Below are 26572 nucleotides of genomic sequence, written 5' to 3' on the forward strand. Positions count from 1 at the left end.
CTCAGGCCTCCGGGTAGATGTGTCGCTCGACCCGGTTGGATCGGAACTTGAAGATGACGATCAGCGTCGAATAGACGATGCCGAGGAATCCGGCGGCCACCGGCAGGGAGAGCAACCAGCGTGGCCATTCCAACTCGCCACCCATGGTGGTGCGGGTGGCGATGTCGTGGAGGAGCAGGTCGATGGCGGCTGCGGCCAGGAAGAGGGCGACCAGCAGCTGTACCACCAGGCTGAGGATGTCCAGGATGCGGAGTCCCTTTTCCTTGAGGAAGAAGTCGGCGACCTCGACCCGGAAGTTCTCATCGGCTGCGGTGGCAGCGGGGATAACCAGGACGGTGGTGACCACCATCAGCATGGCGGCGATCTCCACGGCGCCGATGATGCCGTTGCCGGTGTAGCGCAGCAGCACGGCGATGGTGATGAAGATGGCGAGGAAGACCAGCATGGCGGCGCCGATGGCCTGGAGGATGCGCTGCGGAAGGTAGATGGGTGATTTCAGCTGGCTGATGTCGTGGGGGGTGTCGGCTTCATCGCCGAGGTCAATGACCCCGGTGGAGTCCTCTGGGTGGGTCATGAGTTGTCCTCCTGCTCGAGCTCTTCAATGAGGGCGAGGGTGCGGTCGATGGTGGAGCCACCAGGGACCGCCTCCGAAAGATCACCCTGGAGGCCTTCTTCATAGGCGGCTTTGAGTTTTTCGGCGTCCGGGGTGGTGGCGAGGATGTCCTCCCAGGGCAGGAGTTCCCATTCATCGCGGTAGGCCAGTTCGAAGATCTTGGCGGCCTCCTCTTCCGGGAGGAGGGTTTCCCCTACCCCGGCCTCCTCCCATTCCCGGGTTTCGGCCACCGACTTCTTCAGGAAGTGCTCGAAGATCTGGGGTTCGGTGGCGGTGATGGTGTCGGTGATCGCCTGCTGGGTTTCCGCATCGAGGTTTTCCCAGGTCCGTTCATTCATCACGAGGTTGGCCACCGACTCATAGAAGCGGGGTGCCAGGTGGTGGCCGACCACCTCCTGCAGGCCGAGGCTCGAGGGGCCGACCGCAGCCCAGCTGGCACCGTCGACCACGCCACGTTCCAGGGCGGTGTAGACCTCACCGCCGGGCAGGTCCACGGGCACTCCCCCGAGCGCATCAACGATGCCGGAAGTGGCGGAGGAGGTACGGATGGATTTGCCGCGGAGGTTGGCTTCGGTCAGCGGGGTGTCCACCAGGATCACCTGGGCCATTCCGGCCACGGAATGCCCCAGGTAGGTGATGCCGAGCTGATCGCGGTGCATCTCGTCGTAGATGTCGGTGATGCCACGCTCCCGCTCCTCCATCGGAGAATAAGGGGTATAGCGCGGGATGTTCATCGCCGGCATCTGATCCACGTAGTAGTCACCCGGCATGGAGCCCATGTCGAAGACTCCGGCGGACACCCCCTCAATGAGCAGGTTCGGGGCCATGACCTCAGGTCCACCCTTGTAGTCGACGGTGATCCAGGGGGCGTTTGCCTCCAGGTTCTCCACGAACAGCCACAGTCCGTCATTATTGGAGTGGGAGCGGTTGAAGCTGGAGGCAAGGGTCAGAGTGACCTGCTCACGCCCCCCGTCATCACTGGCGGCGGGTTCCGCCGAGGTGCAGGCGCTCAGGAAGAGCGGCACCATAAGCAGTGCGGTGGTTATTGTTCGGGTCGATTTCATCAAGGATCCTCCTGCGGGGAATCGACAAAGGAAATGAGCATTCAGGATCACAGGAACTACACAGTTGTGACTTAAGTGATGCTATTTCCACTTCCCCACCTGGGAAATCAGAAATTCCTATCACCCCCCTAAAGGAAATACCTATCTTTTAGCCCGCGGCCCCACCCAGACCCCGCATGTCCCCTTCACATAGCCCACCCCCGTGGTGCGGAAAAACCGGTCCGAAACCACCTCTTCAGTGGTTCCGGACCGGTCAGGGCGGGTGGGGTGCGGGGAGGATCAGTCCATGTCGGGCAGTTCCGACAGTGTCGCCTCATCAGCACCGGTCGCGGCGCAGGCCTGGTGCAGCAGCTGGGTCAGCTCTTCCTTTTCTTCAGGCTCGATCACCGCGTCAGCATTGCGGGTGTTGAAGGCGTCGAGGTCATCGATGGTGGTCTGCACGACCTTGACCAGGGTTTCTGGGGGCACCTCCCCGGCCAGCAGGTCCAGTGCGTCGAGGAACTTCTCCAGGATGTTCCGCAGCTCGGGGAGCACGGCCGCGTCGAAAGGCTCCTCCCAGAACTCTTTCTCGTCGGGCTTGAGGTAATTACCGGTGGCGAAGGAATCGAGGTTGTCGATGAACTCATCAACCGTCGGCTGGAAGGTGGCGCGAATGCTCATGGCTCTATTCATACCGGATTTGGCAGGTCCTGCAGGACTGGGTGGGGAAACTTTTTCTACACCACAGCGGATCCCCCACCCCGGGATTAGTGCAACCTGATGCCCAGCAGGGCGTCAACGGCGGCGTTGAGGCACTGCCCGGCCCGGGCCAGTCCCTCACCAGCCGGGGTGTCGGTGTCTACTCCGGCAGCCCAGGTATCAAGGGCGGCCAGCGCGCCGGGGGTGTCCAGGTCATCGGCCAGGTGGGTGCGCAGCTGTTGCACGACCTCAGCTGCGGCCTTCACGTCCGTGGCATGTGCGACGGCTTCCCGCCAGGTGGCCAGACGCTGCTCCCCTGCTGCCAGAACCTCATCCGACCAGTCCCGGTCGCTGCGGTAGTGCGCGGCGAAGACCCCCAGGCGGATGGCCGCAGGATCATGCCCCGCCGCAGTCAGTTGGGAGACCAGCACCAGGTTGCCCAGGGACTTCGACATCTTCACCCCGTTGAGGGCGATCATGCCAGCGTGGACATAGTGGTCGGCCATGCGCTCCACCCCGTAGCCGGCTTCGGCATGGGCGGCGGAGAACTCATGGTGCGGGAACACCAGGTCGGAGCCGCCGCCCTGGATGTCGAAGTTGGCGCCCAGTCGCTTCGTGGCGATGGCGGAGCATTCGATGTGCCAGCCGGGGCGGCCGGGGCCGAAGGGGGATTCCCAGCTGGGTTCCCCATCACGCCGGGCGCGCCAGAGCAGGGCATCCAGAGGGTGGCGTTTGCCGGCCCGCTCCGGGTCCCCGCCGCGTTCGGCGAAGAGCTCCGCCATGGTGTCGCGGTCATAGTTGGATTCGTAGCCGAAGTTCTCGGTGGCCTCGATGGAGGCGTAGACATCCGGGTATGCCTCGTCATCGACGACATAGGCGGCACCGGAGTCCAGCAGTCGCTGGACCAGGTCGATGACCTCGTCGATGGATTCGATCGCGCCGATGTAGTCACGCGGGGGGATCACCCGGAGGGTCTCCATATCGGAGCGGAAGAGGTTGATCTGGCTGGTTCCCAGGTCCCGCCAGTCCACGCCGTCGCGCTCGGCGCGTTCGAAGAGGGGGTCGTCGACATCGGTGATGTTCTGGACGTAGTGCACCTGGTGACCGTTGTCGAGGAGCTGACGGTAGATCAGGTCGAAGGTCAGGTAGGTGGCGGCATGACCCAGGTGGGTGGAGTCATAGGGGGTGATGCCGCAGACGTACATGCCAGCGGTCTCCCCCGGGCTCACCGGGCGGACTTCTTGGTCCGCGGTGTCATGGAGTTGGAGTGGGACGGGCGAGCCAGCCACGTCGGGAACCTTAGGGGTGGGCCAAGAATGCATGACACACACTCTAACGTTTCACCCCGACGTGGGGATCACCACGGCGATCACATGGGGGAAAGTACCCCGGTGGCCAGCAGCAACATCACCAGCAGGCCCACCGGGATGCGGTAGGCGGCGAACCAGGCGAAGGAGTGGTTGGAGACGAACTTCAGCAGCCAGGCGATGCAGGCATAACCCAGGACGAAGCAGATCAGGATGCCCACAAGCAGCATCGGGATGGAGGCCATCTGCCCGCCGGCCTCCCCGGAGAGGGCGTCGGGAAGCGAATAAAGACCCGAGGCCAGCACCGCCGGGATGGCCAGCAGGAAGCTGAAGCGGGTGGCGACTTCGCGGTTGAGGCCGGTGAACAGGCCGGCGGAGATGGTGCCGCCGGAACGGGAGACACCCGGGATCAGCGCCAGACACTGCGCGAAGCCCATGATCAGCGCATCCTTCATGGTCAGGTCCTCGAAGTCGCGTTCCTTCTTGCCCACCTTCTCGGCGATGATGAACACGAAGGAGAAGAGCACCAGCACACTGGCGGTGATCCACAGGTTGCGCAACCCGTCCCGGATCATGTCCTGGAAGAGCAGGCCGATGACACCGATCGGAATGGAGCCGACGATGACCATCCAACCCATGCGGTAGTCGAAGTTGCGGGCTTGCTTGTTGAACAGCCCCCGGAACCAGGCCGTCATGATCCGCCAGATGTCCTTGGCGAAGAACACCAGCACCGCTAATTCGGTGCCGAGCTGGACCACTGCGGTGAAGGAGGCCCCGGCATCAACCCCCCAGAAGAGCTCCGAGACTATCCGGAGATGCCCGGAGGAGCTGACAGGCAGAAATTCGGTGAGGCCTTGGACGATGGACAGGACAATGGTTTGGAGCCAGGTCATTTCCCCGGCGCTGGCGGCGTCCGTGGTGGACTGCGCCAGCGTTGTCAGATCATTCACGCGGACAACCGTACTACTAGTCTGGAGTCGTGGAACAAAGATTGCTCGGTGTCAGCGGCCTACGGGTCTCAGAGATTGGCCTGGGTACCTCAACCTGGGGTGCCGGCACGAAGCCCGGGGAGGCGGGGAAGATCCTCCGCACCTTCCTCGACCGGGGTGGCAGCCTGATTGACTGCTCCCCGGTCTCCGGGCCGGGTCAGGCGGAGGAGATCCTCGCCGAGCAACTGCGGGGTGGGGTGTCCCGGGAGGAGCTGGTGATCTCCGCCGCCGGCGGAGTGGACCCCAGGTCACCGGTCGGCAGCCGGGTCGACAGTTCCCGCCGTCGCCTGCTCTCCCAGCTGGACACCACCCTGCGTACCCTGGGCACTGACCATCTCGACCTGTGGAGTGTGGGGCACTGGGATGACCGCACCCCACCGGCGGAGGTGGCTGACACCCTCGACTACGCGGTACGCAGTGGCCGGGTCCGCTACGCCGGGGTCCGGGGTTATGCCGGTTGGCAGCTGGCGGTCACCGGGGCCGCCGCCCGAGGCCGGATCGTGGCTACCCAGAATGAATACTCCCTGCTGGTGCGAGACATCGAGGAGGAGCTGATCCCCGCCGCCCGCCACTTAGGTGTCGGTCTCATCGCGGCTGCCCCCCTGGGCCAGGGGGTGCTCAGCGGTAAATACCGGGATGGGTTGCCCACCCCGGCAGGCAACTCGGAACGGGATGCCGAGGTGCACGCCTACCTGGTGGAACACACCCGCACCATCGTCGAGGCCTTGAGCACCGCAGCCGCCGGGTTGGGCATCTCCCCCTCGGTGGCCGCCCTGGCCTGGGTCCGGGACCGCCCCGGAGTGTCCAGCGCGGTGGTCGGGGCGCGAACCCCCACCCAGCTCATGGAGCTTCTCGACGCCGCAGACAAGATGCTGCCCCGCGCGATCGCTAAAGCGCTCGACGATGTCTCCACCTGAGGGCTGCTGCTAGGCTCAACAGTTGTGAAAAAGCGTGGACTGATCCTGGGCTCCCTGGCCGTAACGGCCACCGTCGTCTTAAGTGGCTGCACCACCGGCAGTGTGCCGGAACCGGGGCCGGACATGGGAAATGCCGCGGCGGTGGTCTCCCCCGCCGCCACTGACCCGGCGGGGAGGATCATCGACATTCCCGCCGAGCGCGCCGGGATCACCGACATGGAACTGGCGGGCGAGATCATCGCCCTGCGCTCCGAGAACACCCTGAGCATCGGGGAGCTGAGCGCCCAGGAGTCCGGTGCAGCCGAGGTGCTGGCCATCGACTCCACCTGCGGGGATCTGGCTGTCAGTGGTGCCGGGGACACCTTCACCCTGCCCTGCGGCAACACCCTCTACCTGATCGACGCCCTGAACCCGAACCTGGATGAGGTGCTGGAACTCCAGGCGCCGGCCACGGTGGCCACCCAGACCTCCACCGGGGAGGTGCTGGTGGGTAATGACGTGGAGGATTCCCTGACGATCTACCGCGCCGGGGAGGAAGCCACGACCTTCGCGGTGGAAGGCGCCAACACCCAGTTGATCTCGGTGCCGGTGAAAGGCCAACCGGACGCGGTGGTGCGCACCTGGAACCCCGAGACCCTGATCCAGGATGTGGACTGGACCAATGACCGCCAGGGGGCGACCCTGCGGGTGGGGATCGGCCTGGGACAGATGGCTGGCGGCCCGGATGGCCTGGTCCTGGTCTCCGATAACCTCGCCCCCCAGATCGCGGTCTACTCCGCCACCGATATCATCCGCCTGCACCAGACCGCCCCGGTGGATGAAAGCCCCTGGGGCCTTGCCTGGGATCCAGCCAACGAGCTGGCCTGGATCGCCTCCACCGCCGAGAACACCCTGAGCGCCTATGATATTTCCGAGGGGGTGCCCACCGAGCAGGCCAAGCTGAACTCCGTGGCCGATGCGAAAAATATCCTGGTTCTCCAGGACGGCACCCTGCTGGCCGCCTCCGAGTCTGGGGATGGCCTCCAGGTCATCGAGCAGCCGCTCAGCTGAATCACCCCGCCACCACCCCTGATCCACCTCGACCGGGAGAAACCATGACCACAGCGGCCCCCATCCGCAAGAAGCTCTACCACGTCGCCCTGAAGCTGATGTTCCAGATCCGCCCCGAGCGGATCCACGGTCACATCAACACCACCCTGGGTGCCGCACAGACACTGGGCCCGGTCAACCGGGCCATGGGCCAGGTCCTGCCGGTGAAGGACCCCACCCTCTCCCAGGAGGTGTTCGGGGTGACCTTCCCGCGCCCCCTGGGTCTGGCCGCCGGTTTCGACAAGAACGCCAACTCCCCTGATGTGTGGGCACCCCTGGGGTTCGGTTATGCCGAACTGGGCACCGTCACCGCCTCCCCGCAGCCGGGTAACCCCACCCCGCGGCTCTTCCGCCTCAAGGCAGACCAGGCGATCCTGAACCGGATGGGATTCAACAATGAGGGGGCGGCCGAGGTGGCCGCCAATCTGCGTCGTCGGCGTTCCCGGGATGTCATCGGCATCAACATCGGCAAAACCAAGGTGGTTCCGGCGGAGGAAGCCGTGGATGACTACCGTCGTTCCGCTTCCTTGCTCGGCCACCTGGCTGACTACCTGGTGGTCAACGTCTCCTCCCCCAACACCCCGGGGTTGCGTGACCTGCAGGCCGTGGAATCCCTGCGCCCCATCCTGGCGGCGGTGCAGGAAGCCACCGGGGACACCCCGGTGCTGGTCAAGATCGCCCCGGATCTCTCCGATGAGGATGTCGACGCCGTGGCCGACCTGGCTCTCGAGCTGGAACTGGCGGGCATTGTCGCCACCAACACCACCATCTCCCGGGAGGGGCTGCAGACCCCGGCCCGGGAGGTCGCGGACATGGGTGCCGGCGGTATCTCCGGCCCACCGGTGGCGGCACGTTCCCTGGAGGTGCTCAAACGTCTCTACGCCCGGGTCGGTGACCAGCTGGTGCTGATCTCCGTCGGCGGTATCGTCACCCCGGAGCAGGCCTGGGAACGCATCGCCTCCGGTGCCACCCTGCTGCAGGGCTACACCCCCTTCATCTACGGCGGCCCGGACTGGATCCGTGACATCCACCGCGGCATCGCCGAGCAGCTCAAGCGACACGGTTACGAAAATATCGCCGAGGCCATCGGCTGCGGCAAGCCCTGGCGAGAGAACTAGAAGTTCGGTGACCTAAAGCAAAGAGGGAAGGCCCCCTGGGGGGAGGAAAATATATTCCTCCCCCCAGGGGGCCTTCCCAACTCATCTGTGTGCGGCCCGGGGGGCGCACTACTTCTTCGGGGTCATCGAACGACGGATCACCAGTGCACAGATCAGCGCCAGGATGCCATAGCCCAGCAACCAGGGCTGGGTGATGTGGGTCAGCGCCTCAGTGGGCAGGAAACGGCTGGCGATCACCAGCACCATGGCAACCGCCAGGGCGATGACCTGGGTTCGGCTGGACTCCTGGTTACGACTCATCGTGGCGAAGGCACCGAGGATGAGGGCTGCCACCACGATGGCCAAAAAGCGTGGGGTCACCGCGAAGGGCACCAAGAAGCCGGCACTGAGGTACTCAATGAAGAGGAAGATGAACAGCACCATCGCCAGTGCCATGAAGGCCCCGCCGACTCGGAGTGGAAGCGGAACGCGGAAGCCCTCAGGGGCCGATGAGTTTTTAGCCATAATGTGACCCAGCTTAACTGTTCTCGTACCAGCCCCAGAGGATGGCCCGACCGAGGGAGTGGAAATAGAGGTTGAAACCCAACACCGTCGGGGTGGCATCGGCCGGAATGTCCAGCTTCTCCACATCCACCGCATGCACGGCGAAGAGGTAACGGTGCGGGGCATGACCGCCCGGGGGGTTGGCCCCGTAGTAGGTGGCCTGGCCGGAGTCATTCTTCAGGGAGATGACCCCCTCCAGGCCCAGATCCGCCGCGGAACCGGCACCGGTGGGAAGTTCGGTGGTGTCCACCGGGATATTGAAGGCCGCCCAGTGCCAAAAACCGGCAGCGGTGGGGGCATCCGGATCGAAGCAGGTCACCGCGAGGGATTTGGTTCCCTCGGGCAGATCAGACCAGGCCAGCTGCGGGGAAATACTCTGCGCGGCGGTCTGTGCCTCCGCCAGTTGGGCACCATCGGCCAGATCAGTCGAGCTCAGCGGAAAGGAGGGCAGATCCTTCAGCGGGGCATAGGGATCGGGGCCGGGAAAACGGCTGTCATCAGCATAAGTGTTCATGACCCTGTTTGTACCTGAACTCACCGCCTTCCGCAGATTTTTCACACCTGCCCCACCTCCCCACCTCCCTGCCGCCACCGCTGGTAGAGCCCGGCATAGCGGCCCCCGGCGGCCAGCAGCTGCTCATGGGTGCCGTCTTCGAGAAGCTCACCCTCCTCCATCAGGATGACCCGGTCAGCGCTGACCGCCTGATCCAGACGGTGCGCCACCACCAGGGCGGTTCGGCCCTGCGCCGCAACTGCAGCGGCCTGTTCCAATAACCGGGAACTGTCACTGCCGGCTTCACTGGTCGCCTCATCCAGGATCAGCACCGGCGGGTTACGCAGCAGGATCCGGGCCAGGGCGACCTGTTGGGCCACCTCCGGGGCGAGTTCCTCCGCCCCGGCCCCGACCGGGGTGTCCAGATCCTGGGGGAACCAGCGGGAAAAGTGCGCCCCACCCGGCGGCAGGCCGACCCTGGTCAGGGCGTCGATAAGCAGTTCATCACCGGCCCCGGGAGCCGCCATCTGCAGGTCCTGCCTTAAGGGCCCGGCAAAAAGATGCACCTCCTGACTCAGCAGGGTGACCTGGCGTGCGATCCAGTTGTCACTGACCTGCTGCGTATCGACACCCCCGATCCACACCTTCCCACCATCTGGCCGCAGCAACCCGGCGAGCAATGCCGCCAGGGTTGATTTTCCTGCTCCGGAGGTGCCCACCAGCGCGGTGGTGCTACCCGGATCCAGCACCAGGCTCAGTTCCTGAATCAGCCCGGCACCACCCGGATAAGCATAAGACAAGTTCTTGATCTTGACTTCTGGGGGTTTTTCCAGATTTTCAGGCTCTTCCCGGTGGGTGACCCCACCTCCGATCCGGGCCAGGGACACCGCCCGCCCCAACCCGGTGATCGCGGTCTGGATTTCCCCGGCGAAAAGCATCACATTGAAAAGGTGCACCTCCATGCGCACGATCAGCACCACCGCAGCGGTGGCTGCCCCGGGGCTCAGGAGCTCCTGTTGGACAAGCCAGGTGCCCAGCAGGAAGGTCAACAGCAGCAGCAGACCATAGGCGAAGAAACCCAGACCGAGGATGCGGGTGAAGATGGGGGCACGGTCTGCCCGGGCCTGGACCGCCACCCAGGAGGAACTGGCCATGCGGGTGTGCGCCCACCGGTCAAGCCCCAGGATGCGGAGGGTCTGCGCACCGCGGATGGTGTCGAGCAGGAGGTTATTTCTTCGGGCCTCAGCACTGGAGACGATATTGCTGGCCTGCGGAATGTACCGCAAGACGGTACGGACCCCGGGGATGAGGATGAGGGTGACGCTGAGGAAGACCAGGAGGTAGGACCAGTGGATCAGTCCCAGGGAGAGAATGGTCGCCGGAAACATCAGGGTGGTGATCACCAGGCGAACCCCGATGAATGAGGTGATGCGGACGGTAGTGTCGATGTCCTGGGTGATACGCGTGATCAGATTGCCGGTACCCAGGGCCATCACCTCCGGCACCGGGGCGCGCAGAGCCGCGGCGAGGGCATCTTTGCGCAGGTCGACCGAGAGCCGGCGGACCCGGGAGATGATCAGGTAGCCACCTGATGCCCGACCGATGGTCTCCAGCAGCAACAAAGCAGCCACCACCCCGAGCAGAAGACCGAAACCTGCAGCACCACCCCCGAGCACGGGCAACGCTCCCCCGCCGTCGATCAGATCCACCGAGAAGCCCAGCAGGGTGGAGGTGCCGACCATGCAGAGCAGGGTGAGCAGAAAGATCGGGGTGGCCAACAGGTACCAGCCGGGCCCCGGACGTGCGGGCAGGGTGCCCAGGTGCCGCAGGGAAATGGCCAGGGTCGTCGGCGGGAGGGCATCTGCCTGCCGCCCGGCGGAATTCACCGCCCGACCTCTCCGCGGAACACCTGATCAGCCAGGGAACGCCAGGTGGGGTTGGTGGTGATCACGATGGTGACCTTCCCGGCGCGTAACTGCCTGATGGCCCGGGCAACCTGGTCGAGGGTGACGGCATCCAGACCGGTGGTGGGATCGTCGAGGATGAGGACCTCGGGGTCGCGGGCCAGGACCCGGGCCAGGGCCACGCGTTGACGTTGGCCCCCGGAGAGGTTGAGTCCGGCCTCCCCGATCGGGGTGTCGGGCAGCTGGAGCTGCTGGCCTGTCTGGGGCAGCTGGCCACCCAGGCGGCGGAGGATGTCCCCGCAGGCTGCGGCAGTCAGGGCGGCCACCAGCTTCTGGGGTGGGATGTTCCCCTCGGGGTTGAGGTTGTCTGCCAGGGTGCCCTCGAAGACGTGGATTCGGTGTGGTGCGAGCAGCACCTGTTCTGGAGGGTGGTGGGAGGCCAGGCGGGTCAGTTGCTCGAGCATGTTCTGCTGTTGGGTGGCGTCATGTGGGTGCCAGATGCTTAAGCCGGTGGGTAATTCCGCGGGATGTGGCGGCGGCTTCCGGTTCTGCTCTGGCGCTGCCCTGTCAAGGTCCGTGAGGAGACCACTGACCCTCTGGGTGGAGGCCGCGCCCCGGGCCCAGACTTCGCTGAACATGCCGAAGGAGTAGCCCATCACCGTCAGGGCAGGTGGCACCAGCAGGGTGACACTGATCATCTCACCCGGGGTGATGACCTGGGTGAAAGCCAGCAGGCCGGCATAACTGAGCAGGCCGATGGTGCACAGGGTGGGCACCAGTTGGCGCAGAAAGGTCAGCCAGGCCTGGAGTCGGGCTTCCACCAGCATCAGCATCAGGGCCTGCTCGGCGGTCCGGGCGAAACGTTTCTCGCTCTGCTCGGTCGCCCCGAGACCCTTGAGCACCCGGGAACCCTGAGCCAGGTCGGTGGCGACGGAGATGGAGGTGGCTTCCGCGGCGCGGCGGCGGGCCGAGATCCGGGTCAGGGGTTTGGCACTGATCCAGGTTGCCAGGGCGGTGAGCAGACCACCGACCGGGAGGAGCACCGCGATGATCCCGGAGATCGGGAGGAGCGCGATGGTGGAGCCAAGCAGGAAACCGATCATCATCACCGGGAAACCCAGCACCTGTTTGAGTTCCCCGATCTGCATCGAGTCCTGGTCGACGGTGTTGAGGACGGTGCCCGGCGCGATCCGGGGGTCAGGAGCGGCCAGCACCCTGGCGCTTAATTCCAGGCGCAGGGTGTGCACGGTTCGGGCCGCACCCAGATCGCCCAGGGCGTCCCCGGTGGCCCCCAGGATGAAGCTGGAGAAAAGCAGGCCGATGATCACCACCCCGATCCAGATCACCGCTCCCGGGTCTTCCCCGCCGAAGGCCACGTCGGTGCCGCGTCCGATGAGGAGGGATATCATCGCGCCCAGCAGATTGGACACCAGCATGCTCAGCAGGATGCCGGCGGCGGCGATGGGGTGGGCCCAGAGCAGGGCCCAGGTACGTCGCGACAGTGAGGTTCCGGCAGACAGGGTGGCGTCGAGAAGCGCTCGGTCGTCGGGTGGGGATTCGGGCACGAACCAGGACCAGGTGGGCATGCGCCTGAAACGCGGGGCCATAGCTCTTAAAGTTACCCCAGTCACAGTCCTGGGCCAGGGAAAGGGAAATGTGGATCTCCCGCGGGGTGGTGGGAAGTCTGGGCTTAGCAATGCTTACAAAGATGTCATTAAATCTTGCCGAAACCATCCTCTAGCTGCCGATTTGTAAAGAAATGCGGCTTAAGGCTACAGTATTCCATGTGCCCAGCCGAGAGGTTGAGAACACAAACACCCAGCCCGGGTGGCGGAATGGCAGACGCGCTAGCTTGAGGTGCTAGTGTCCTATTAACGGACGTGGGGGTTCAAGTCCCCCTCCGGGCACAGAATTAAAACTCCGGTTCCTGATCGTGAAGATGATCAGGAGCCGGAGTTTTCTGCTTTCCGCTCCCCCGGGGATGAATCGGGGGGTTGATTCACCCACTGTGGGGCCGCCCGGCCTGGGATACTTCAGATCATGAACACCTCCCCCAAGTTCCGGGACCACTTCACCGGTGTGGCCGCCGACTACGCCCAGCACCGTCCCACCTACCCCGGTGAACTCCTCGAGAAATTAGTGGAGCTCTCCCCCGACACCCGCCACGCCCTGGATGTCGGCTGCGGTAACGGGCAGCTTTCCCTCCTCCTGGCGGAGCACTTCGACCGGGTCATCGCCACCGACGCCAGTGCCGCCCAGATCGCTGCGGCCATGCCCCACCCCAGGATCATCTACCGGGTGCGCCCCGCCGAGGACAGTGGACTAGAGGACGGAAGCGTCAGCCTGGTCACCGTCGCCCAGGCCGCCCACTGGTTCGATCTGGCCCCCTTCTACCGGGAGGTTCGCCGGGTCGGCGCCCCTGATGCCCTCATCGCGTTAATCAGCTACGGCAGAATGCGCATCGACGGCCCCGCCAACCCCGCTGTCCAACACTTCTACGGTCCCGAACTGGCGGCATACTGGCCCGCCGAAAGAGCCCATGTGGAAAACGGTTATGCCGACCTCGACTTTCCCTTTTCGGAACTGAGGCAACCGGCATTCGAGATCACCCGGGAATGGGACGCCGGGCAATTCCTGGCATACACCGACACCTGGTCCGCCACCACCGCAATGCGCACCGCCCTCGGGGATGCCGAGGTACGCCGCCGCCAGCAACCCCTCCGGGAGGCCTGGGAAGGCATCCACAAGGTGCGCTGGCCGATCACCCTGCGGGTCGGAAAGATCCACCCCGGATAAACCCGACTCGGGTTCCGGACAACGGGCGGATTAAGCTGGATCCTCGTGAAATCCCTCCGCATCAGTACCTGGTTGAGAAGCCTCCGGCAATTTCTCGCCGTCCTCTTCAGCGATGCCGTCACCGCCTTCCTGGAATGGTCCTGGCTGCGCCGGATCGCGGTGATCACCGGCCTGGTGGTTTTCCTGCTGCTGACCCTCCTCGTCGATGTTCCACCCCTGACCACCCTGCGGGAGTGGGCGGATGGGGCCGGCAACTGGTTCCCCATCCTCTTCTGGTTCGGTTATGTCCTGATCACCCAGTTCCCCGTACCCCGCACCATCCTCACCCTCTCCGCCGGGGTACTCTTCGGCCCCTGGGTGGGCATCATTCTGGCGCTGAGCGCCACCACCCTCTCCGCCGCCATCTCCCTGAGCGTGGTGCGCGGACTACTCGGCGAATGGATCCGCCCCCGGCTCACCCACCCGGCGGTCGTCGGGATCGATGCCCGCCTCCGCCAGCGCGGCTGGCTGGCCGTCACCTCATTACGGATGATCGCGGGAGTCCCCTTCTCCATCCTCAACTATGTCGCCGCCCTGACCTCGGTGCCGTTGCTTCCCTTCGCCCTGGCCACCCTGATCGGTTCCGCGCCGGGTACGGTCCTGACGGTGCTGCTAGGTAATACCTTCACCGGGGAGGCAGATCCCCTCCTGCTGGGGTTGACCATTGCCTTGGCGATTCTGGGAATCATCGGACTCGCGTTGGATACCCGCCTGCCCGTCAAGCCTTAAGGGTAGACTGAATTCGAATGGTTCCGCGGTGTGCGGATTTCTGTCCAGGTCGAGTCCCCATTCCCCGCTCACGTCCCCGGGCAGTAGGCCGACACCGCTTAAAGTTTAAGGAGGCAGTACCGTGTTGGCAGTGCACGCCCGTTACCGTGGCAAGGCGGTCCGCCGGGCCGATCTGGTCAAACGTTCCGCCGAAGCCTTGTCCACCCTGAAGGGGGTCGGAAAATTCGAGGTCCTCGGTGTGGAGGATATTTGTGCCGTCATTGATTCGGCCCAGCCCGCCTGTGATGTGGTGATGGCCCTGCTCTCTGATGGAGAGTGGGCCGTGGGGCTGGGTATCGACCCCAGCCTTGACAGCGGGGATGAATCCGCCCCGGAGCGGGTCCGCAAGATTGCCTCCTCCGCACTCGGGCCAGTTGGCCGGAGCGTGCGGGCCGGTTCCGTGAAGGTCAAGGTACTCAACTCCTCTCAGGTCAGTGACACCTCAGCTTTCGACATCGCAGCCACCTTCCAACTGCTGGGCCAGGTGCTGTCCAAACGTTCCCTGGAGGGCCGGGAGGCCACCTCGCTGATGCGCCGCGGACTGAATCAGAATGAGGCCGCCGAGGAGCTGGGCATCTCCAAGCAGGCGATGTCCCAGCGGCTGCAGGCCGCCGGTTGGCAGGCGGAGAACTCCGGCTGGCGGTTGGCGGTCCATCTGATTGACTGGGCGAACCGTCCCGCCGCAGCCGTCGCCTGAGCCAGGTCCCCCCCGGACACCACAGATCCCCGCCTCCCCCGCCAGTATCTGGCGGCTGGGCAGACGGGGATCTGCCCGTGTCTTGAGTACTACAACCGTGGCGGCTGTTGATCGGGGTTGACGCCCCATTCCGACTGGGGAGACTCATTAGTCGGAGCCGGATTCGAATAGGGGCCGTTCTGGGTCCCAGCAGCAGGAGAGCCTGCCCCGGCTTCCGGAGTGAGGCCGGCCTGGCCGAAATCACTCTGGCCATAATCGGTTTCCGGCTGCTGCGCGGCGCCCAACGCGGGGGTGCTGCCCTCCGGGTCTTCCTCGCGGCGGCGGTTCTTGCGGCGCGGGTTGATCATCTCACCAGGCTCCGGATCCACCGGCTTCTGGGCCACCGCATTGGCGGCAGCCACGGCGGCGGCAATCGCCGGGTCAGACTTGGTGTTGAACCAGTCCGCCGGGTCATCCGCCTCGGCCCATTCCTTGGTTTCCGAGGAAACCTCACTGGCCTCATAACGGAAGACACCTTCGTCATCCTTCTTGGCCATGGCCTTGGCGAACTGCTCCAGGGAGTCACCGAACTGGCTGGGAATCATCCACATGGTGGAGGCCTGGCCCTCGGCCATCTTGGGGAGCTTATCCAGGTATTGGAAGGCCAGCACCTCCGGAGTCAGGCCCGAGGCCTTGATTGCGGCATTGACCTTTTGAATGGCGCGGGCTTCACCCTGGGCCTGGAGGTATTTTGCGGCCCGCTCACCCTCAGCCTTGAGGATGGTGGCATGCCGCTCCGCCTCCGCCCGGAGGATGGTCGCGTGCTTCTCGCCTTCGGCAGACAGGATCCGGGCCTGCTTCTCGCCTTCGGCGGTCTTGATGTCGGACTCCCGCCTGCCCTCGGCGGTCAGGATGGTCGCCCGCTTTTCACGGTCCGCCTTCATCTGCATTTCCATCGACTGCTGGATGGAGGCCGGCGGGTCAATGGCCTTGAGCTCCACGCGACTGATGCGCAGACCCCACTTGGTGGTGGCGGCATCCAGCTCGCCACGCAGCCGACGGTTGATGACCTCACGCGAGGTCAGGGTCTCCTCCAACGTCATGCCACCGACCACGTCTCGCAGGGTGGCCACGGAGATCTGCTCCACGCCGATGATGTAGTTGTCCACACCATAGATGGCCTTTTCCGGCTCATTGATCTGGTAGGTGACCACAATATCGATGGCCACCGTCAGGTTGTCCTGGGTGATCACGGCCTGCGGGGGGAAGGACACCACGCGCTCACGGGTGTCGATTCTGGTACGGACCCGGTCGATGAAGGGGACCAGGAAGGTCAGGCCACCGGAAACGGTGCGGGTATAACGGCCGAGGCGCTCAATGACGGCGGCCTCACCCTGCGGGATGAGTGCAATGGATTTAACGACGACGATGGCGACAAAGATGAGCACCACCAGTAGCAGGATTGTGCCTACCATTTAATCTTCCTTCCATACGACAGCAGTCGCGCCGTCGATGCTGATGACAGTGACTCGCTCGCCCACGGCGAACGAATGGGAGGGATCCATGCTGCGGGCCGACCAGATGGAACCGTCCAGGCGGACCTGTCCGGAATGACCGTCGACCAGCTCCAACACCTCCGCCTGGTTACCCACCAGGGCCCTGGTGGAGGTGTCCAACATCAGGGGGCTGTGAAAATGCCGCTTCAGGGCCGGACGCAGGAAGAACATCAGGCCGATCGACATCAGGGCGAAGGTCAGGGTGGCACCCCAGAGTGGAGCCCCGAGCAATGACACCCCGGCTGCTGCCAGCGCCCCGCCACCGAGCATGAGAAGGGTGAACTCCCCGACCATTAATTCCAGGCCAGCGAGCACCAGTGCCGCTATGAACCAGACTATTGCTCCCACAGGGCCACGCTACCGCAGAATGTGACTAGAGGAGGTCGGACTTGGAAATCTCCGGTGTGGTCACAAAATCAACCAGCCGCTCCACTGCCCCGATCAGGGTGGCATCCAGATCCCGGAAGGAGTTCACGGCGTTATAGACGCGGTGCCAACCCTCTTTGGGATCCGACCAGCCCAGGCGACGACAGATACCGGTTTTCCAGTCCTCTCCACGCGGGACCTCCGGCCAGGCCCGGATCCCCAGCCGCTCCGGCTTCACCGCCGCCCAGATATCGATATAGGGGTGACCGGTGACCAGCACATGTTCCCCCACCCCCTGCACCAGCCGGGTTTCCTTGGAGCCTGCCACCAGGTGGTCGGCCAGCACCCCAACCCGACGCCCCACCCCGGGCTGGAACTCGGCCAGGCGTTCCGGCAGGTTATCCAGACCTTCCAGATACTCCACGACCACCCCTTCAACCCGCAGGTCATGGCCCCAGACCTTCTCCACGATCGCGGCATCATGGATGCCCTCCACCCAGATCCGGGAAGGCGCGGCGACCTTCGCCTGCACATTGGCCACCCGGCGGGAACCAGAATTGGAGCGCTGCGGCTCCTGCTTGGGCACATAACGGGTCAGGGTCACCGTCTTACCCTCGAGGAGGAAGGCACCTTCCCGCATCTTGAAGAGATGCTGGGCACCCCGCCGGTCCTCCAGGCGGAGAAAATCACCGTCATAGGTGCGTTCGAAACCGACCACCGCGCCCACATAACCGGTGGCCTTCACCTCCACCACCAGTCCCGGTTCCGCCGGGATCTTCGGGTAGGTGGGGCGGGCGTTGCGTGAATGGCCGGCGAGAATATCACCGGAATAAGGATCCTTGGAGCTCATGGTCATCCACCTTATCGGCTAGACTCCTCCCACCATGGATATTCGCGCCAATGTCTATTCCCCACTCCAGAACACGGCCGTCTGGCTCGCCGCCTGGCTATATGGTCTGGAATCCACCGATGAGCTCATCACCGCCCTGAAATCCCTGGGCGGTGAGCAGTCCCTTAGCGACGGCCGCGGTTTCCCCGACTTCCTGGCCGGCATCAGGACGGCCACCGAGCCGGTACTCGGGGTCGATGAGGAACCGGTACTGCGCCTGATGTTGTCCGGGCCGGGGGAAGCCCCGGGACTGCCAGCTGCTTCGGCATCCGCCCGGGCAGCCGCCGCCAATGGGATGGGTGCCATCATCCTCCGGACGCAGGATCCACTGACCCACCATGTGCTGGTACCCCAGGAGAGTGAAATCGGCACGAGGTGGGAATGGTTCCGGGAGACCGGCCTTCTGCCGGCCCCAGCCCATCTCTCCCCCGGTGAAGCCGATCAGCTGCTGGCACAGGCCACCGCACAGGCGGCACACCTGATCGAGTCCGCCGGCTATCGCAGCAACACCCTGAATAATCCGCGGTTGACGGTGGGTACTCTGGCGGACTTTTATGACATGCCGGGGTTACCGGGTGCCACCCCGCCGCGGGCGGCGAAACTCTTCGCCCGGGCGGATCGGGTGGCGGCCATCATCGAGACCGTGAAGGAGCGGATGTCCGAGCATTCCCTGGATCCGCATCTATTGGGGCTGTGGCGCCATATCCGGCAGGCCCGGATGGCCGGGGTCTCCTACGCGGTGGCGGACTTCGGCCGCTGAACCTGACAGCAGCCTGGTGCACAGGGGGCACCGTTGACGGTGCAGCCGGAGAGGGTGTGCGTACCCAGCCGGGCGGGCGGGGCGTCGCGAAGCAGTTCCTCAATGATGTCGACGACCATGCGGGAAAACTCCGGGGTGGCTCCCGCCGTGTCGACCCGGGCGAAGTCGACGCCGAGTTCCTTTGCGGCGTCGGCAAGCTCGGAGTCGAGATCCCAGATGACCTCCATGTGGTCGGAGATGAAGCCGATCGGGCAGACCACCATGGCAGTGACACCCTCGTCCCGGTGGATCTGCTGCAGGTGGTCGACCACGTCCGGCTCCAGCCAAGGGGTGGCGGGGTTACCGGAACGGGAGTTCCAGGCCTGGTCCCAGGTATCCACATCCGCCGCCTCCGCCACCAGACGGGAAGCCTCCATCACCTGGCGGGAGTAGAGGTTGCCGTTGCCGGGGCCACCCGCCGCATCATCGGCGGCATCGGGCACCGAGTGGGCGGTGAAGATCAGACGGGCGTCGGCACGCCGATCCTCAGGGAGGGTGTCAAAGGCGGCCCGTACGTGGCGCGCCATGGTCTCGATGAACAGGGGGTGGTCGTAGAACTGGCGGAGCTTGGTGAAATTGATCTCCGCCAGCTCCGCCTCCCCGAGATACTCACGCATCCGACGGATATCCTCGCTGTACTGGAGGCAGGCGGAGTAACCTGCCCAGGCGGAGGTGGCGAACACCAGGGCGTTGCGCACCCCATTGCGCGACATCTGGGCGGCGGTGTCCTCCGCCATCGGATGCCAGTTCCGGTTGCCGAAGTAAACCGGAAGCTGATGGCCACGGTCAGCCAGCTCGGTCTGGAGATTATCGATGATCTCCCGGTTGAGGCGATTCAGTGGGCTGACCCCGCCGAAGTGGAAGTAGTGTTCCCCGACCTGCTTGAGGCGTTCCCGCGGGATACCACGGCCTCTGGTGACATTCTCCAGAAATGGAACGACCTCCTCCTCTCCCTCGGGGCCACCGAAGGAGAGGAGGAGGAGCGCGTCATAGTTATGAGTCCCTGTGTCAGACATGAACCAAGACTATCAATTGTGGCTTAGATGAGACGAACCACCGAAGGGCTCATTCCCGACCAGCGGACCTCGGAGATCTGAACCGTGGAACCGGACTGCGGTGCCTCCACCATCATCCCGTCACCCAGATAGATGGCGACATGCTGTTCACCATTGGGACCGTAGAAAATCAGATCACCACGCTGCATCTGGCCCGGATCAACCTTGGTGCCGTGATTGTACTGGTAACCGGTGTAGTGCGGTAGTGCGATACCCACCCCGGAAAAGGCATAGACCACCAGGCCGGAGCAGTCGAAACCGACCTTGTTGAAGTCCCCGTGGCTATCGGCCACTCCACCATCACGAATGCCCTGGGTCGGACCGTTGGCAGCGCCACCACCCCAGGCATAGGAGACACCGACCTGCGAGGTGGCGCGGGAAATGGCCAGCTCAATCAGTTCCTCCCGGGAACCGTCAACTGTTTCCTGAGCATCTTCGGTGACCGACTCCAGGGTCACCAGCTCCGGCCCGGCCGAGAGGGAGTCATCCTCTGCAACGACCTCTTCAGGGGGCGCTTCCGGGACTGCCTCAGTGGGGGCGTCCTCCGTCGGCGCGACTTCCGGGATGACGGCATTCTCAACCGGGTTCTGCACCGCTGCGATGGGCACCTCGGCGGCATCTTCCCCACTGGGATAGGGGTTGTCCAGGGTGGTGTGCTCGGCCGTGTTCTGGGCGATCAGGGCGGCGGCCGCGGCGGTTGCCGCAGTCACGGCCGCATCACGGACCTGCTCAGTCTGGGTTTCCCGCGCAACCGCCTGCTCCGCTTCACGACGGGCCTGCTCAGCAGCGTCCTCGGCGGCTGCCACTGCCGCCGTCGGTGCGCTCTCCGGCTCGGCTTCCTGAGGTGTGGGGGCTGCAGCTTCGGCGGCCTCAGCAGTCTCTGGTGCCGTCGGGGTGTGCTCCTCCGAATCGGCACGCTCCTGTGCTGCCACAGCCTCGGCGGCTGCCCTGGTTGCTGCGGCTTCCGCCTCCCCGCGTTCCTTGGCCGCTACTGCAGCCTGGGCTTCCGCGGTTCGGCGGGCAGCTTCCGCAGCCTGGTGCTCCTGGTATTCCTGGCGCTGGTTCTCCAGCTGGCTGACCTGCCCGCGGGAACGGTCCAGCTGCGCCTGAGCCTGATCGCGTTCCGCAGCCAGGCGATCACGCTCGGTGCTCTTTACCTGCAGCTGTTCCCCGGTTTCACGGATCTGGCGTTCGGCATCCAGCTTTGCCTGCTCCGCGGCAGCCTCGCGCTCCTCCGCGAGGTTCTGGGCCTGGCGTAGGGCGGATTCCTCATTGGCCTGACGGGTTCGCAGCTCATCGAGTTCATCGATGGCGCTGCGTTGCTTCTGGGCGGTGGTTCGAAGGTAGGTCTGACGGTCCAGCGCATCCTCGGCGCTGTCGCCACCGGCGGCGGCCGTCACCGCACCATTTTTCGCAACATTGCGGTAGGCGGCCCGGGAAATCTCATTGAGCTTTTCCTGGGCCACGTCGATCTCGTCCTGGGTGCCGTCCAGCTGTTGGCGGGCGGCGATGACGGACTGTCGCGCCTGCTCCGCGGCAGCCTGTGCATCATGCAGGTCCACCAACGCCTTGTTGACGCTTTCCCGCAGTCCGCCGATCTCCAGCTCCAGCCGGTTGATCTCGTCCTGGGAGCGGGAGAGCTCGCCGGCCAGCGCGGACACGGTGGCGGTACCACTGTCCACCTCTTGCTCGGCACGCTGAATGCTCTTGTCATCGGGATTGACCGGAGCAGCGACCGCCGGGATGGTCTGGCTGAGCAGGGCGCCGCAGGCGAATACGGCTGCGGTGCGCATGAGCAGCACTCCCATACGCTGCCCGGGGGCGCCAATGGTGGATACCAAAGGATCTCCTCTTCTCGGAAGTTCTTGTGAAGGTGGTTGATACCCTTCAGCAGAGACAGTCGATCGTTTAAAACCTTGGCCACGGATTGGTCACAACCGTGATTAAACCGAGATCCTGAATCTCCCGGCAAGCTTCCCCACCTGCCTGAATTTTCAAGAAGCCCTTTCAAATCAGGCCTTAAGGCTTGACTTAAGAATGGATTTCGAGATGATCACTATTGGAATTTTCGACCCATGAACCGACATGGTGAACCATAAGTCACAGAGGCCCCAGGCGTGAGGATTCGCCCCAGGTGTCGCGGCATTCAAGTCTAGAACCTGCACTGAACAGCCCTCTCTGCCTGCAAGATCACGGGAAAATCTCAAAAAGGTGACGAATGTCGCAGTCAACGCTCTACCTACCCCCATTTGTGGGGGCGGGAAACAAAAGGGGCCTTAATGGCGATTGCCTGAAAAATCACAGCTTCAAGCTTGACTCTAGGACCAGGTCTAAGTTTCCGCGCCGCCTGGGTGGAGAATTTCCAGGGAATTTTTCAGCCGTCCTTATTGACAGCAAAATTTTAAACACCGTCGAGGAGGGCGATGGTTGTTTCGTTATGGAAAGGCTCTAAACGGGTTGAAGTGGACTGTGATTTTCTGTCCGACTTTTAACAGTTGTTAAACCGTGGCCCGCTCCCCCACGACCCGCCCCTTATTCTTGTCTCCCCTTCCGAGACCGAACCAGGCCAGAACAGCCACCGCGGTGAAGAAAAGGATCGCCAGCAGACTCAATAAAATCCAACTCGGCTCCGGGGTGTCCACCATGCGGTCCACCAGCTCCCTGGTGGCGGCGACATAGTCATTATTTCCCAGGAAGTGCCACTGCGCCGATTCAATGTCGGAGCGGGAATGAATATCACTGACAATCGCCCCCGACCCGGGACTGCGCACGATGACCGTGTCCACGCCGGTGAGATTGAGCAGCTCCTGGGCGATATCACGCTGATCTGCAGCCTGAACCGGGGTCTGGTCCAGCACGACGATGCCGGTGGAGCCGAAACCCCTGGCATCAGCATGCGCCAGCGTCTCCAGCAGCTCCCCCTCCATGATCGGATAGTCCTGGCCCACCCCACCGATGGCGACCCGATCCTCCTGCAGCTGGAACGCAAGGTCCTCAAGATCGATATCGGCGGGAATCATGATGGGCGACCATCCTCAGGTTGGGTGGCGGTGAGGGGTCAGCAGACCTCACCGGTGAATCAGGGGGGGGTGAAACTCTTCCCCCGTTATATATCGGGGCACCACGATGGTGGGCGGGGCACGCCGAAGGGGGCAATACTCCACAACAGAACGCGCGTACTGTTAGACTGGGAGCAGACGATGGAACTCGCCCCTACACTTGGTATTGCGATCCGTCGCGTGTTCTGGCGGTTGCCACTTCCAGCCGATGTTGGTGCCGTCCGCAGAACTCACCCAACAATCCGAAGCATTGGAGCTCACTGTGACTGAAAGCAAGAACTCCTTCAACGCCAAGCGCAAGCTCGAAGTCGGCGAGAAGTCTTATGACTACTTCGCCCTCGACGCTGTGTCCGGCATGGAGAAGCTGCCCTACTCCCTCAAGGTTCTCGGCGAGAACCTGCTGCGGACCGAGGACGGCAAGAACGTCACCGCCGATCACATCAACGCGATCGCTAACTGGGACCCGAAGTCTGAGCCGAACACTGAGATTCAGTTCACCCCGGCCCGCGTCCTGATGCAGGACTTCACCGGTGTCCCCTGTGTCGTTGACCTGGCCACCATGCGTGAGGCAGTCAAGACCCTCGGCGGTGACCCGGACAAGGTCAACCCCCTGAACCCGGCAGAGATGGTCATCGACCACTCCGTCATCATCGAGAGCTTCGGCAACTCGGGGTCCCTCGAAGCCAACGTCAACATCGAGTACGAGCGCAACGAGGAGCGTTACCAGTTCCTGCGTTGGGGCACCGGCGCCTTCTCCAACTTCCGCGTCGTTCCCCCCGGAACCGGCATCGTCCACCAGGTCAACATCGAGTACCTGGCACGCGTCGTCTTCGACAACGAGGGCCTGGCATACCCCGACACCTGTGTCGGCACCGACTCCCACACCACCATGCAGAACGGCCTGGGCATCCTCGGCTGGGGCGTCGGTGGCATCGAGGCTGAGGCTGCCATGCTCGGCCAGCCGGTCTCCATGCTCATTCCGCGCATCGTCGGCTTCAAGATCTCCGGCGCGATCCCGGCCGGTGTGACCGCAACCGACGTGGTGCTGACCATCACCGAGATGCTGCGTAACCACGGCGTCGTCGGCAAGATCGTCGAATTCTACGGCAAGGGTGTCGCCCAGCTGCCGCTGGCCAACCGCGCCACCATCGGCAACATGTCCCCGGAGTTCGGCTCCACCGCCGCCATGTTCCCGATCGACACCGAGACCATCGACTACCTGCGCCTGACCGGGCGTGACGAGGACTCCATCGCCCTCGTTGAGGCCTATGCCAAGGCACAGGGCATGTGGCTGGACGCTGAGAACGCTCCGGAACCGGAGTTCTCCGAGTACCTCGAGCTGGACCTGAGCACCGTCGTTCCCTCCATCTCCGGCCCGAAGCGCCCCCAGGACCGCATCATCCTGGCCGAGTCGAAGCAGCAGTTCCGTAAGGATCTGGGCAACTACACCAACGGTTCCGGTGTCTCCGACGTCCAGAACTTCGTTGCCGAAGGTGGCAGCACCGGGGACCGCGGCATCTCCCGCGATCTTCCCTCCGTGGCTGTCGACGCCCCGAACCTGGCCCGCGGCAACGCTGGCCGCCCGACCGCTCCGGCCAAGGTCGAATACGCCGGTCAGGAAATGGTCCTGGATCACGGTATGGTCGCCATCGCCTCCATCACCTCCTGCACCAACACCTCCAACCCCTCGGTCATGCTCGGTGCCGGCCTCGTCGCCCGCAACGCCAACCGTCTGGGCCTGAAGGCCAAGCCGTGGGTCAAGACCTCCATGGCTCCGGGCTCTCAGGTCGTCACCGGTTACTTCGACCGCTCCGGTCTCTGGGAGGACCTTGAGGCCCTCGGCTTCTACCTCGTCGGCTACGGCTGCACCACCTGTATCGGTAACTCCGGTCCGCTGCCGGTCCCGGTCTCCGATGCCATCAACGACAACGACATCGCCGCTACCGCCGTGCTGTCCGGTAACCGTAACTTCGAGGGTCGTATCTCCCCCGACGTGAAGATGAACTACCTGGCATCCCCGATGCTGGTCATCGCCTACGCCATCGCCGGCACCATGGACTTCGACTTCGAGAAGGAGCCGCTGGGTCGGGATCAGGAAGGCAATGACGTCTTCCTGAAGGACATCTGGCCCTCCGCCGAAGAGATCGAGGAGACCATCCAGAAGTCCATCTCCCGCGAGCTCTACGTCGAGGACTACAAGGACGTCTTCGCTGGGGACCAGCGCTGGCAGTCCTTGGATGTGCCGGAGGGCAAGGTCTACGAGTGGGATGAGGATTCCACCTACATCCGTAAGGCCCCCTACTTCGATGACATGTCCGTCGAGCCCTCCCCGGTGCAGGATGTCCAGGGCGCCCGCGTCCTGGCCCTGCTGGGTGACTCCGTCACCACCGACCACATCTCCCCGGCCTCCACCATCAAGCCCGGCACCCCGGCAGCCCAGTACCTGGATGCCCATGGTATCGAGCGCCAGGACTACAACTCCTTCGGCTCCCGCCGTGGTAACCACGAGGTCATGGTTCGCGGCACCTTCGCCAACATCCGCCTGAAGAACCAGCTCCTGGATGATGTCTCCGGTGGTTACACCCGGGACTTCACCCAGGAAGGCGCTCCGCAGGCCTTCATCTACGATGCCTCCCAGAACTACCAGGCCGCCGGCACCCCGCTGGTCGTCCTCGGTGGCAAGGAATACGGCACCGGCTCCTCCCGTGACTGGGCTGCCAAGGGCACCCGTCTGCTGGGTGTGAAGGCTGTCATCGCCGAGTCCTTCGAGCGTATCCACCGCTCCAACCTGATCGGCATGGGTGTCATCCCGGCACAGTTCCCGGAGGGTGAGTCCTGGAAGTCTCTGGGCCTGGACGGCACCGAGACCTTCGACATTTCCGGCATCACCGCCCTCAATGAGGGCGATGCCATTCCGGAGACCATCCATGTCACCGCCACCAAGGAGAGCGGCGAAAAGGTCGAGTTCGACGCAGTTGTCCGCATCGACACCCCCGGTGAGGCCGACTACTACCGCAACGACGGTATCCTGCAGTACGTTCTGCGCCAGATGATCAACTCCTAGTTCATCGCGCTCAGCTGAAAGGGGGCTGCACCTCGACCCCGGGCCTGGCCCGTCGTCGCTGGTGTGGTCCCCTTTTGGGTTTCCGAATCAGGGACCCCCAGACAAGGAGGCTTCAATGCCGGTTGTCAGTAACACCGAATTATCCGGACGACGCCTCGAGATCCTGGAAGGCGCCCGCCGGTGTTTCGCTGAGTTCGGTTATGAGGGTGCCACCGTCCGACGTCTGGAGGAGGCCACCGGTAAATCCCGGGGCGCCATCTTCCATCACTTCGGAGACAAGGAGAACCTCTTCCTCACCCTGGCGAGGGAGGATGCGGCACGGATGGCCCAGGTCGCTGCAGAGGAAGGTCTGGTGGAGGTCATGCGTGATCTCCTCCATCATCCGGAGAAGCACGATTGGTTGGCCACCCGCCTGGAGATCACCCGAATGCTGCGCACCGATGAGAACTTCCGGGCACGGTGGCAGGAGCATCAGGCACTGCTCGATGAGGCGGTACTGACTCGACTCACCCGCAATGCCGCGCAGAGCCGGATGCGCACCGATGTTCCCGTCGACGTACTGCACGTCTACCTGGACACGATGCTGGAGGGATTTCTTTCCCGGCTGGCATCAGGGCGTTCCGTGGAGCACCTGGAACAGGTGCTGGCACTCGTCGAAGATTCGGTGCGTCGCGGCACCTGAGCACCTCTCGGACGATCATGCCGACTCAGGAGCTAACCCCCTCCGGACACTTTCCCACAAAGTGTCCGGAGGGGGTTTTAAGCATTGACTCAGTCACCTCAACACTGT

At 64.0% G+C, this 26572-nt stretch carries 24 protein-coding genes and 1 tRNA gene; 10 read left to right on the forward strand and 15 right to left on the reverse strand.

What is annotated here, in order from left to right; genetic code table 11:
* Nucleotide 1 precedes the first annotated feature (1 nt).
* The 5 genes from COCCU_RS07400 to COCCU_RS07420 all read right to left on the reverse strand — a co-directional run bounded on the left by COCCU_RS07400 (nt 2) and on the right by COCCU_RS07420 (nt 4555).
* Nucleotides 2-574 (reverse strand): TRAP transporter small permease, encoded by a 573-nt coding sequence (locus COCCU_RS07400; protein WP_156230920.1) that lies wholly within the window; start codon nt 572-574, stop codon nt 2-4.
* The gene (gene dctP / locus COCCU_RS07405) at nt 571-1677 is read right to left on the reverse strand and encodes a TRAP transporter substrate-binding protein DctP (protein WP_156230921.1); all 1107 of its coding nucleotides are present in this window, start codon (nt 1675-1677) and stop codon (nt 571-573) included. Before dctP ends, COCCU_RS07400 begins: the two co-directional genes overlap by 4 nt.
* A gap of 279 nt (nt 1678-1956) precedes the next feature.
* Nucleotides 1957-2337, reverse strand: a complete 381-nt coding sequence (locus COCCU_RS07410; RefSeq protein WP_156230922.1) for a hypothetical protein — start codon at nt 2335-2337, stop codon at nt 1957-1959.
* A gap of 86 nt (nt 2338-2423) precedes the next feature.
* A complete protein-coding gene (mshC, locus tag COCCU_RS07415) occupies nt 2424-3677 on the reverse strand; it encodes a cysteine--1-D-myo-inosityl 2-amino-2-deoxy-alpha-D-glucopyranoside ligase (RefSeq protein ID WP_156230923.1) in 1254 nt (417 codons plus the stop codon).
* A 47-nt stretch (nt 3678-3724) separates the two neighbouring features.
* Nucleotides 3725-4555 (reverse strand): undecaprenyl-diphosphate phosphatase, encoded by an 831-nt coding sequence (locus COCCU_RS07420; RefSeq protein WP_156232685.1) that lies wholly within the window; start codon nt 4553-4555, stop codon nt 3725-3727.
* An 86-nt stretch (nt 4556-4641) separates the two neighbouring features.
* On the opposite strand from COCCU_RS07420, the gene COCCU_RS07425 reads away from it, so the two are divergent.
* Genes COCCU_RS07425 through COCCU_RS07435 form a run of 3 tightly spaced genes read left to right on the forward strand, consistent with a single transcriptional unit; the run spans nt 4642 to nt 7775 of the window.
* Complete coding sequence (locus COCCU_RS07425; protein WP_156230924.1) at nt 4642-5568, forward strand: aldo/keto reductase; 927 nt, start codon at nt 4642-4644, stop codon at nt 5566-5568.
* 24 nt (nt 5569-5592) lie between these two features.
* On the forward strand, nt 5593-6618 hold the full coding sequence (locus COCCU_RS07430) for a YncE family protein (RefSeq protein ID WP_231598697.1): 1026 nt from the start codon (nt 5593-5595) through the stop codon (nt 6616-6618).
* A 44-nt stretch (nt 6619-6662) separates the two neighbouring features.
* Nucleotides 6663-7775, forward strand: a complete 1113-nt coding sequence (locus tag COCCU_RS07435) for a quinone-dependent dihydroorotate dehydrogenase (protein ID WP_156230925.1) — start codon at nt 6663-6665, stop codon at nt 7773-7775.
* A gap of 108 nt (nt 7776-7883) precedes the next feature.
* On the opposite strand, the gene COCCU_RS07440 is transcribed toward COCCU_RS07435, so the two are convergent.
* From COCCU_RS07440 to COCCU_RS07455, 4 genes are all read right to left on the reverse strand, one after another.
* Nucleotides 7884-8279 (reverse strand): hypothetical protein, encoded by a 396-nt coding sequence (locus COCCU_RS07440; protein ID WP_156230926.1) that lies wholly within the window; start codon nt 8277-8279, stop codon nt 7884-7886.
* 13 nt (nt 8280-8292) lie between these two features.
* On the reverse strand, nt 8293-8832 hold the full coding sequence (locus COCCU_RS07445) for a YbhB/YbcL family Raf kinase inhibitor-like protein (RefSeq protein ID WP_156230927.1): 540 nt from the start codon (nt 8830-8832) through the stop codon (nt 8293-8295).
* Between the two features lie 41 nt (nt 8833-8873).
* Nucleotides 8874-10553: an ABC transporter ATP-binding protein gene (locus COCCU_RS07450; RefSeq protein WP_197088498.1), complete on the reverse strand. Its 1680-nt coding sequence runs from the start codon at nt 10551-10553 to the stop codon at nt 8874-8876.
* Nucleotides 10554-10693: 140 nt separating this feature from the next.
* Nucleotides 10694-12322: an ABC transporter transmembrane domain-containing protein gene (locus tag COCCU_RS07455; protein ID WP_231598698.1), complete on the reverse strand. Its 1629-nt coding sequence runs from the start codon at nt 12320-12322 to the stop codon at nt 10694-10696.
* A 214-nt stretch (nt 12323-12536) separates the two neighbouring features.
* On the opposite strand from COCCU_RS07455, the gene COCCU_RS07460 reads away from it, so the two are divergent.
* From COCCU_RS07460 to COCCU_RS07475, 4 genes are all read left to right on the forward strand, one after another.
* Nucleotides 12537-12622, forward strand: a tRNA-Leu gene (locus COCCU_RS07460).
* Nucleotides 12623-12755: 133 nt separating this feature from the next.
* Nucleotides 12756-13511: a class I SAM-dependent methyltransferase gene (locus COCCU_RS07465; RefSeq protein WP_156230929.1), complete on the forward strand. Its 756-nt coding sequence runs from the start codon at nt 12756-12758 to the stop codon at nt 13509-13511.
* Between the two features lie 72 nt (nt 13512-13583).
* On the forward strand, nt 13584-14279 hold the full coding sequence (locus COCCU_RS07470; RefSeq protein ID WP_197088499.1) for a TVP38/TMEM64 family protein: 696 nt from the start codon (nt 13584-13586) through the stop codon (nt 14277-14279).
* Nucleotides 14280-14400: 121 nt separating this feature from the next.
* Entirely contained in the window at nt 14401-15015 is a 615-nt protein-coding gene (locus COCCU_RS07475; protein ID WP_156230931.1) for a MarR family transcriptional regulator, read from the forward strand.
* Nucleotides 15016-15104: 89 nt separating this feature from the next.
* On the opposite strand, the gene COCCU_RS07480 is transcribed toward COCCU_RS07475, so the two are convergent.
* Genes COCCU_RS07480 through COCCU_RS07490 form a run of 3 tightly spaced genes read right to left on the reverse strand, consistent with a single transcriptional unit; the run spans nt 15105 to nt 17766 of the window.
* Nucleotides 15105-16469 carry an SPFH domain-containing protein gene (locus COCCU_RS07480; protein ID WP_156230932.1) on the reverse strand — a complete coding sequence of 455 codons (1365 nt, stop codon included), beginning with the start codon at nt 16467-16469 and terminating at the stop codon, nt 15105-15107.
* Entirely contained in the window at nt 16470-16898 is a 429-nt protein-coding gene (locus COCCU_RS07485; protein WP_156230933.1) for an NfeD family protein, read from the reverse strand.
* 25 nt (nt 16899-16923) lie between these two features.
* Nucleotides 16924-17766, reverse strand: coding sequence for a DUF3097 domain-containing protein (locus tag COCCU_RS07490; RefSeq protein ID WP_156230934.1), 843 nt, complete (start codon nt 17764-17766; stop codon nt 16924-16926).
* 34 nt (nt 17767-17800) lie between these two features.
* On the opposite strand from COCCU_RS07490, the gene COCCU_RS07495 reads away from it, so the two are divergent.
* A complete protein-coding gene (locus COCCU_RS07495; protein WP_156230935.1) occupies nt 17801-18565 on the forward strand; it encodes a hypothetical protein in 765 nt (254 codons plus the stop codon).
* Here COCCU_RS07495 and COCCU_RS07500 read toward each other — a convergent pair.
* The 3 genes from COCCU_RS07500 to COCCU_RS07510 form a co-directional block, all read right to left on the reverse strand.
* Entirely contained in the window at nt 18538-19620 is a 1083-nt protein-coding gene (locus COCCU_RS07500) for a ferrochelatase (RefSeq protein WP_156230936.1), read from the reverse strand. The genes COCCU_RS07495 and COCCU_RS07500 overlap by 28 nt on opposite strands.
* Nucleotides 19621-19643: 23 nt before the next feature.
* Entirely contained in the window at nt 19644-21500 is a 1857-nt protein-coding gene (locus tag COCCU_RS07505) for a DIP1281 family NlpC/P60 protein (protein ID WP_231598700.1), read from the reverse strand.
* Nucleotides 21501-22157: 657 nt separating this feature from the next.
* Nucleotides 22158-22679 (reverse strand): Rv1476 family membrane protein, encoded by a 522-nt coding sequence (locus COCCU_RS07510; RefSeq protein WP_156230937.1) that lies wholly within the window; start codon nt 22677-22679, stop codon nt 22158-22160.
* A 301-nt stretch (nt 22680-22980) separates the two neighbouring features.
* Here COCCU_RS07510 and acnA point away from each other — a divergent pair, with 301 nt between their 5' ends.
* Nucleotides 22981-25782, forward strand: coding sequence for an aconitate hydratase AcnA (gene acnA, locus COCCU_RS07515; protein WP_197088310.1), 2802 nt, complete (start codon nt 22981-22983; stop codon nt 25780-25782).
* Nucleotides 25783-25897: 115 nt separating this feature from the next.
* On the forward strand, nt 25898-26464 hold the full coding sequence (locus COCCU_RS07520) for a TetR/AcrR family transcriptional regulator (RefSeq protein ID WP_156230939.1): 567 nt from the start codon (nt 25898-25900) through the stop codon (nt 26462-26464).
* The last annotated feature ends 108 nt before the right edge of the window (nt 26465-26572 follow it).

The organism is Corynebacterium occultum, from assembly GCF_009734425.1.
In the GTDB taxonomy this organism is placed as follows: Bacteria; Actinomycetota; Actinomycetes; order Mycobacteriales; family Mycobacteriaceae; genus Corynebacterium; species Corynebacterium occultum.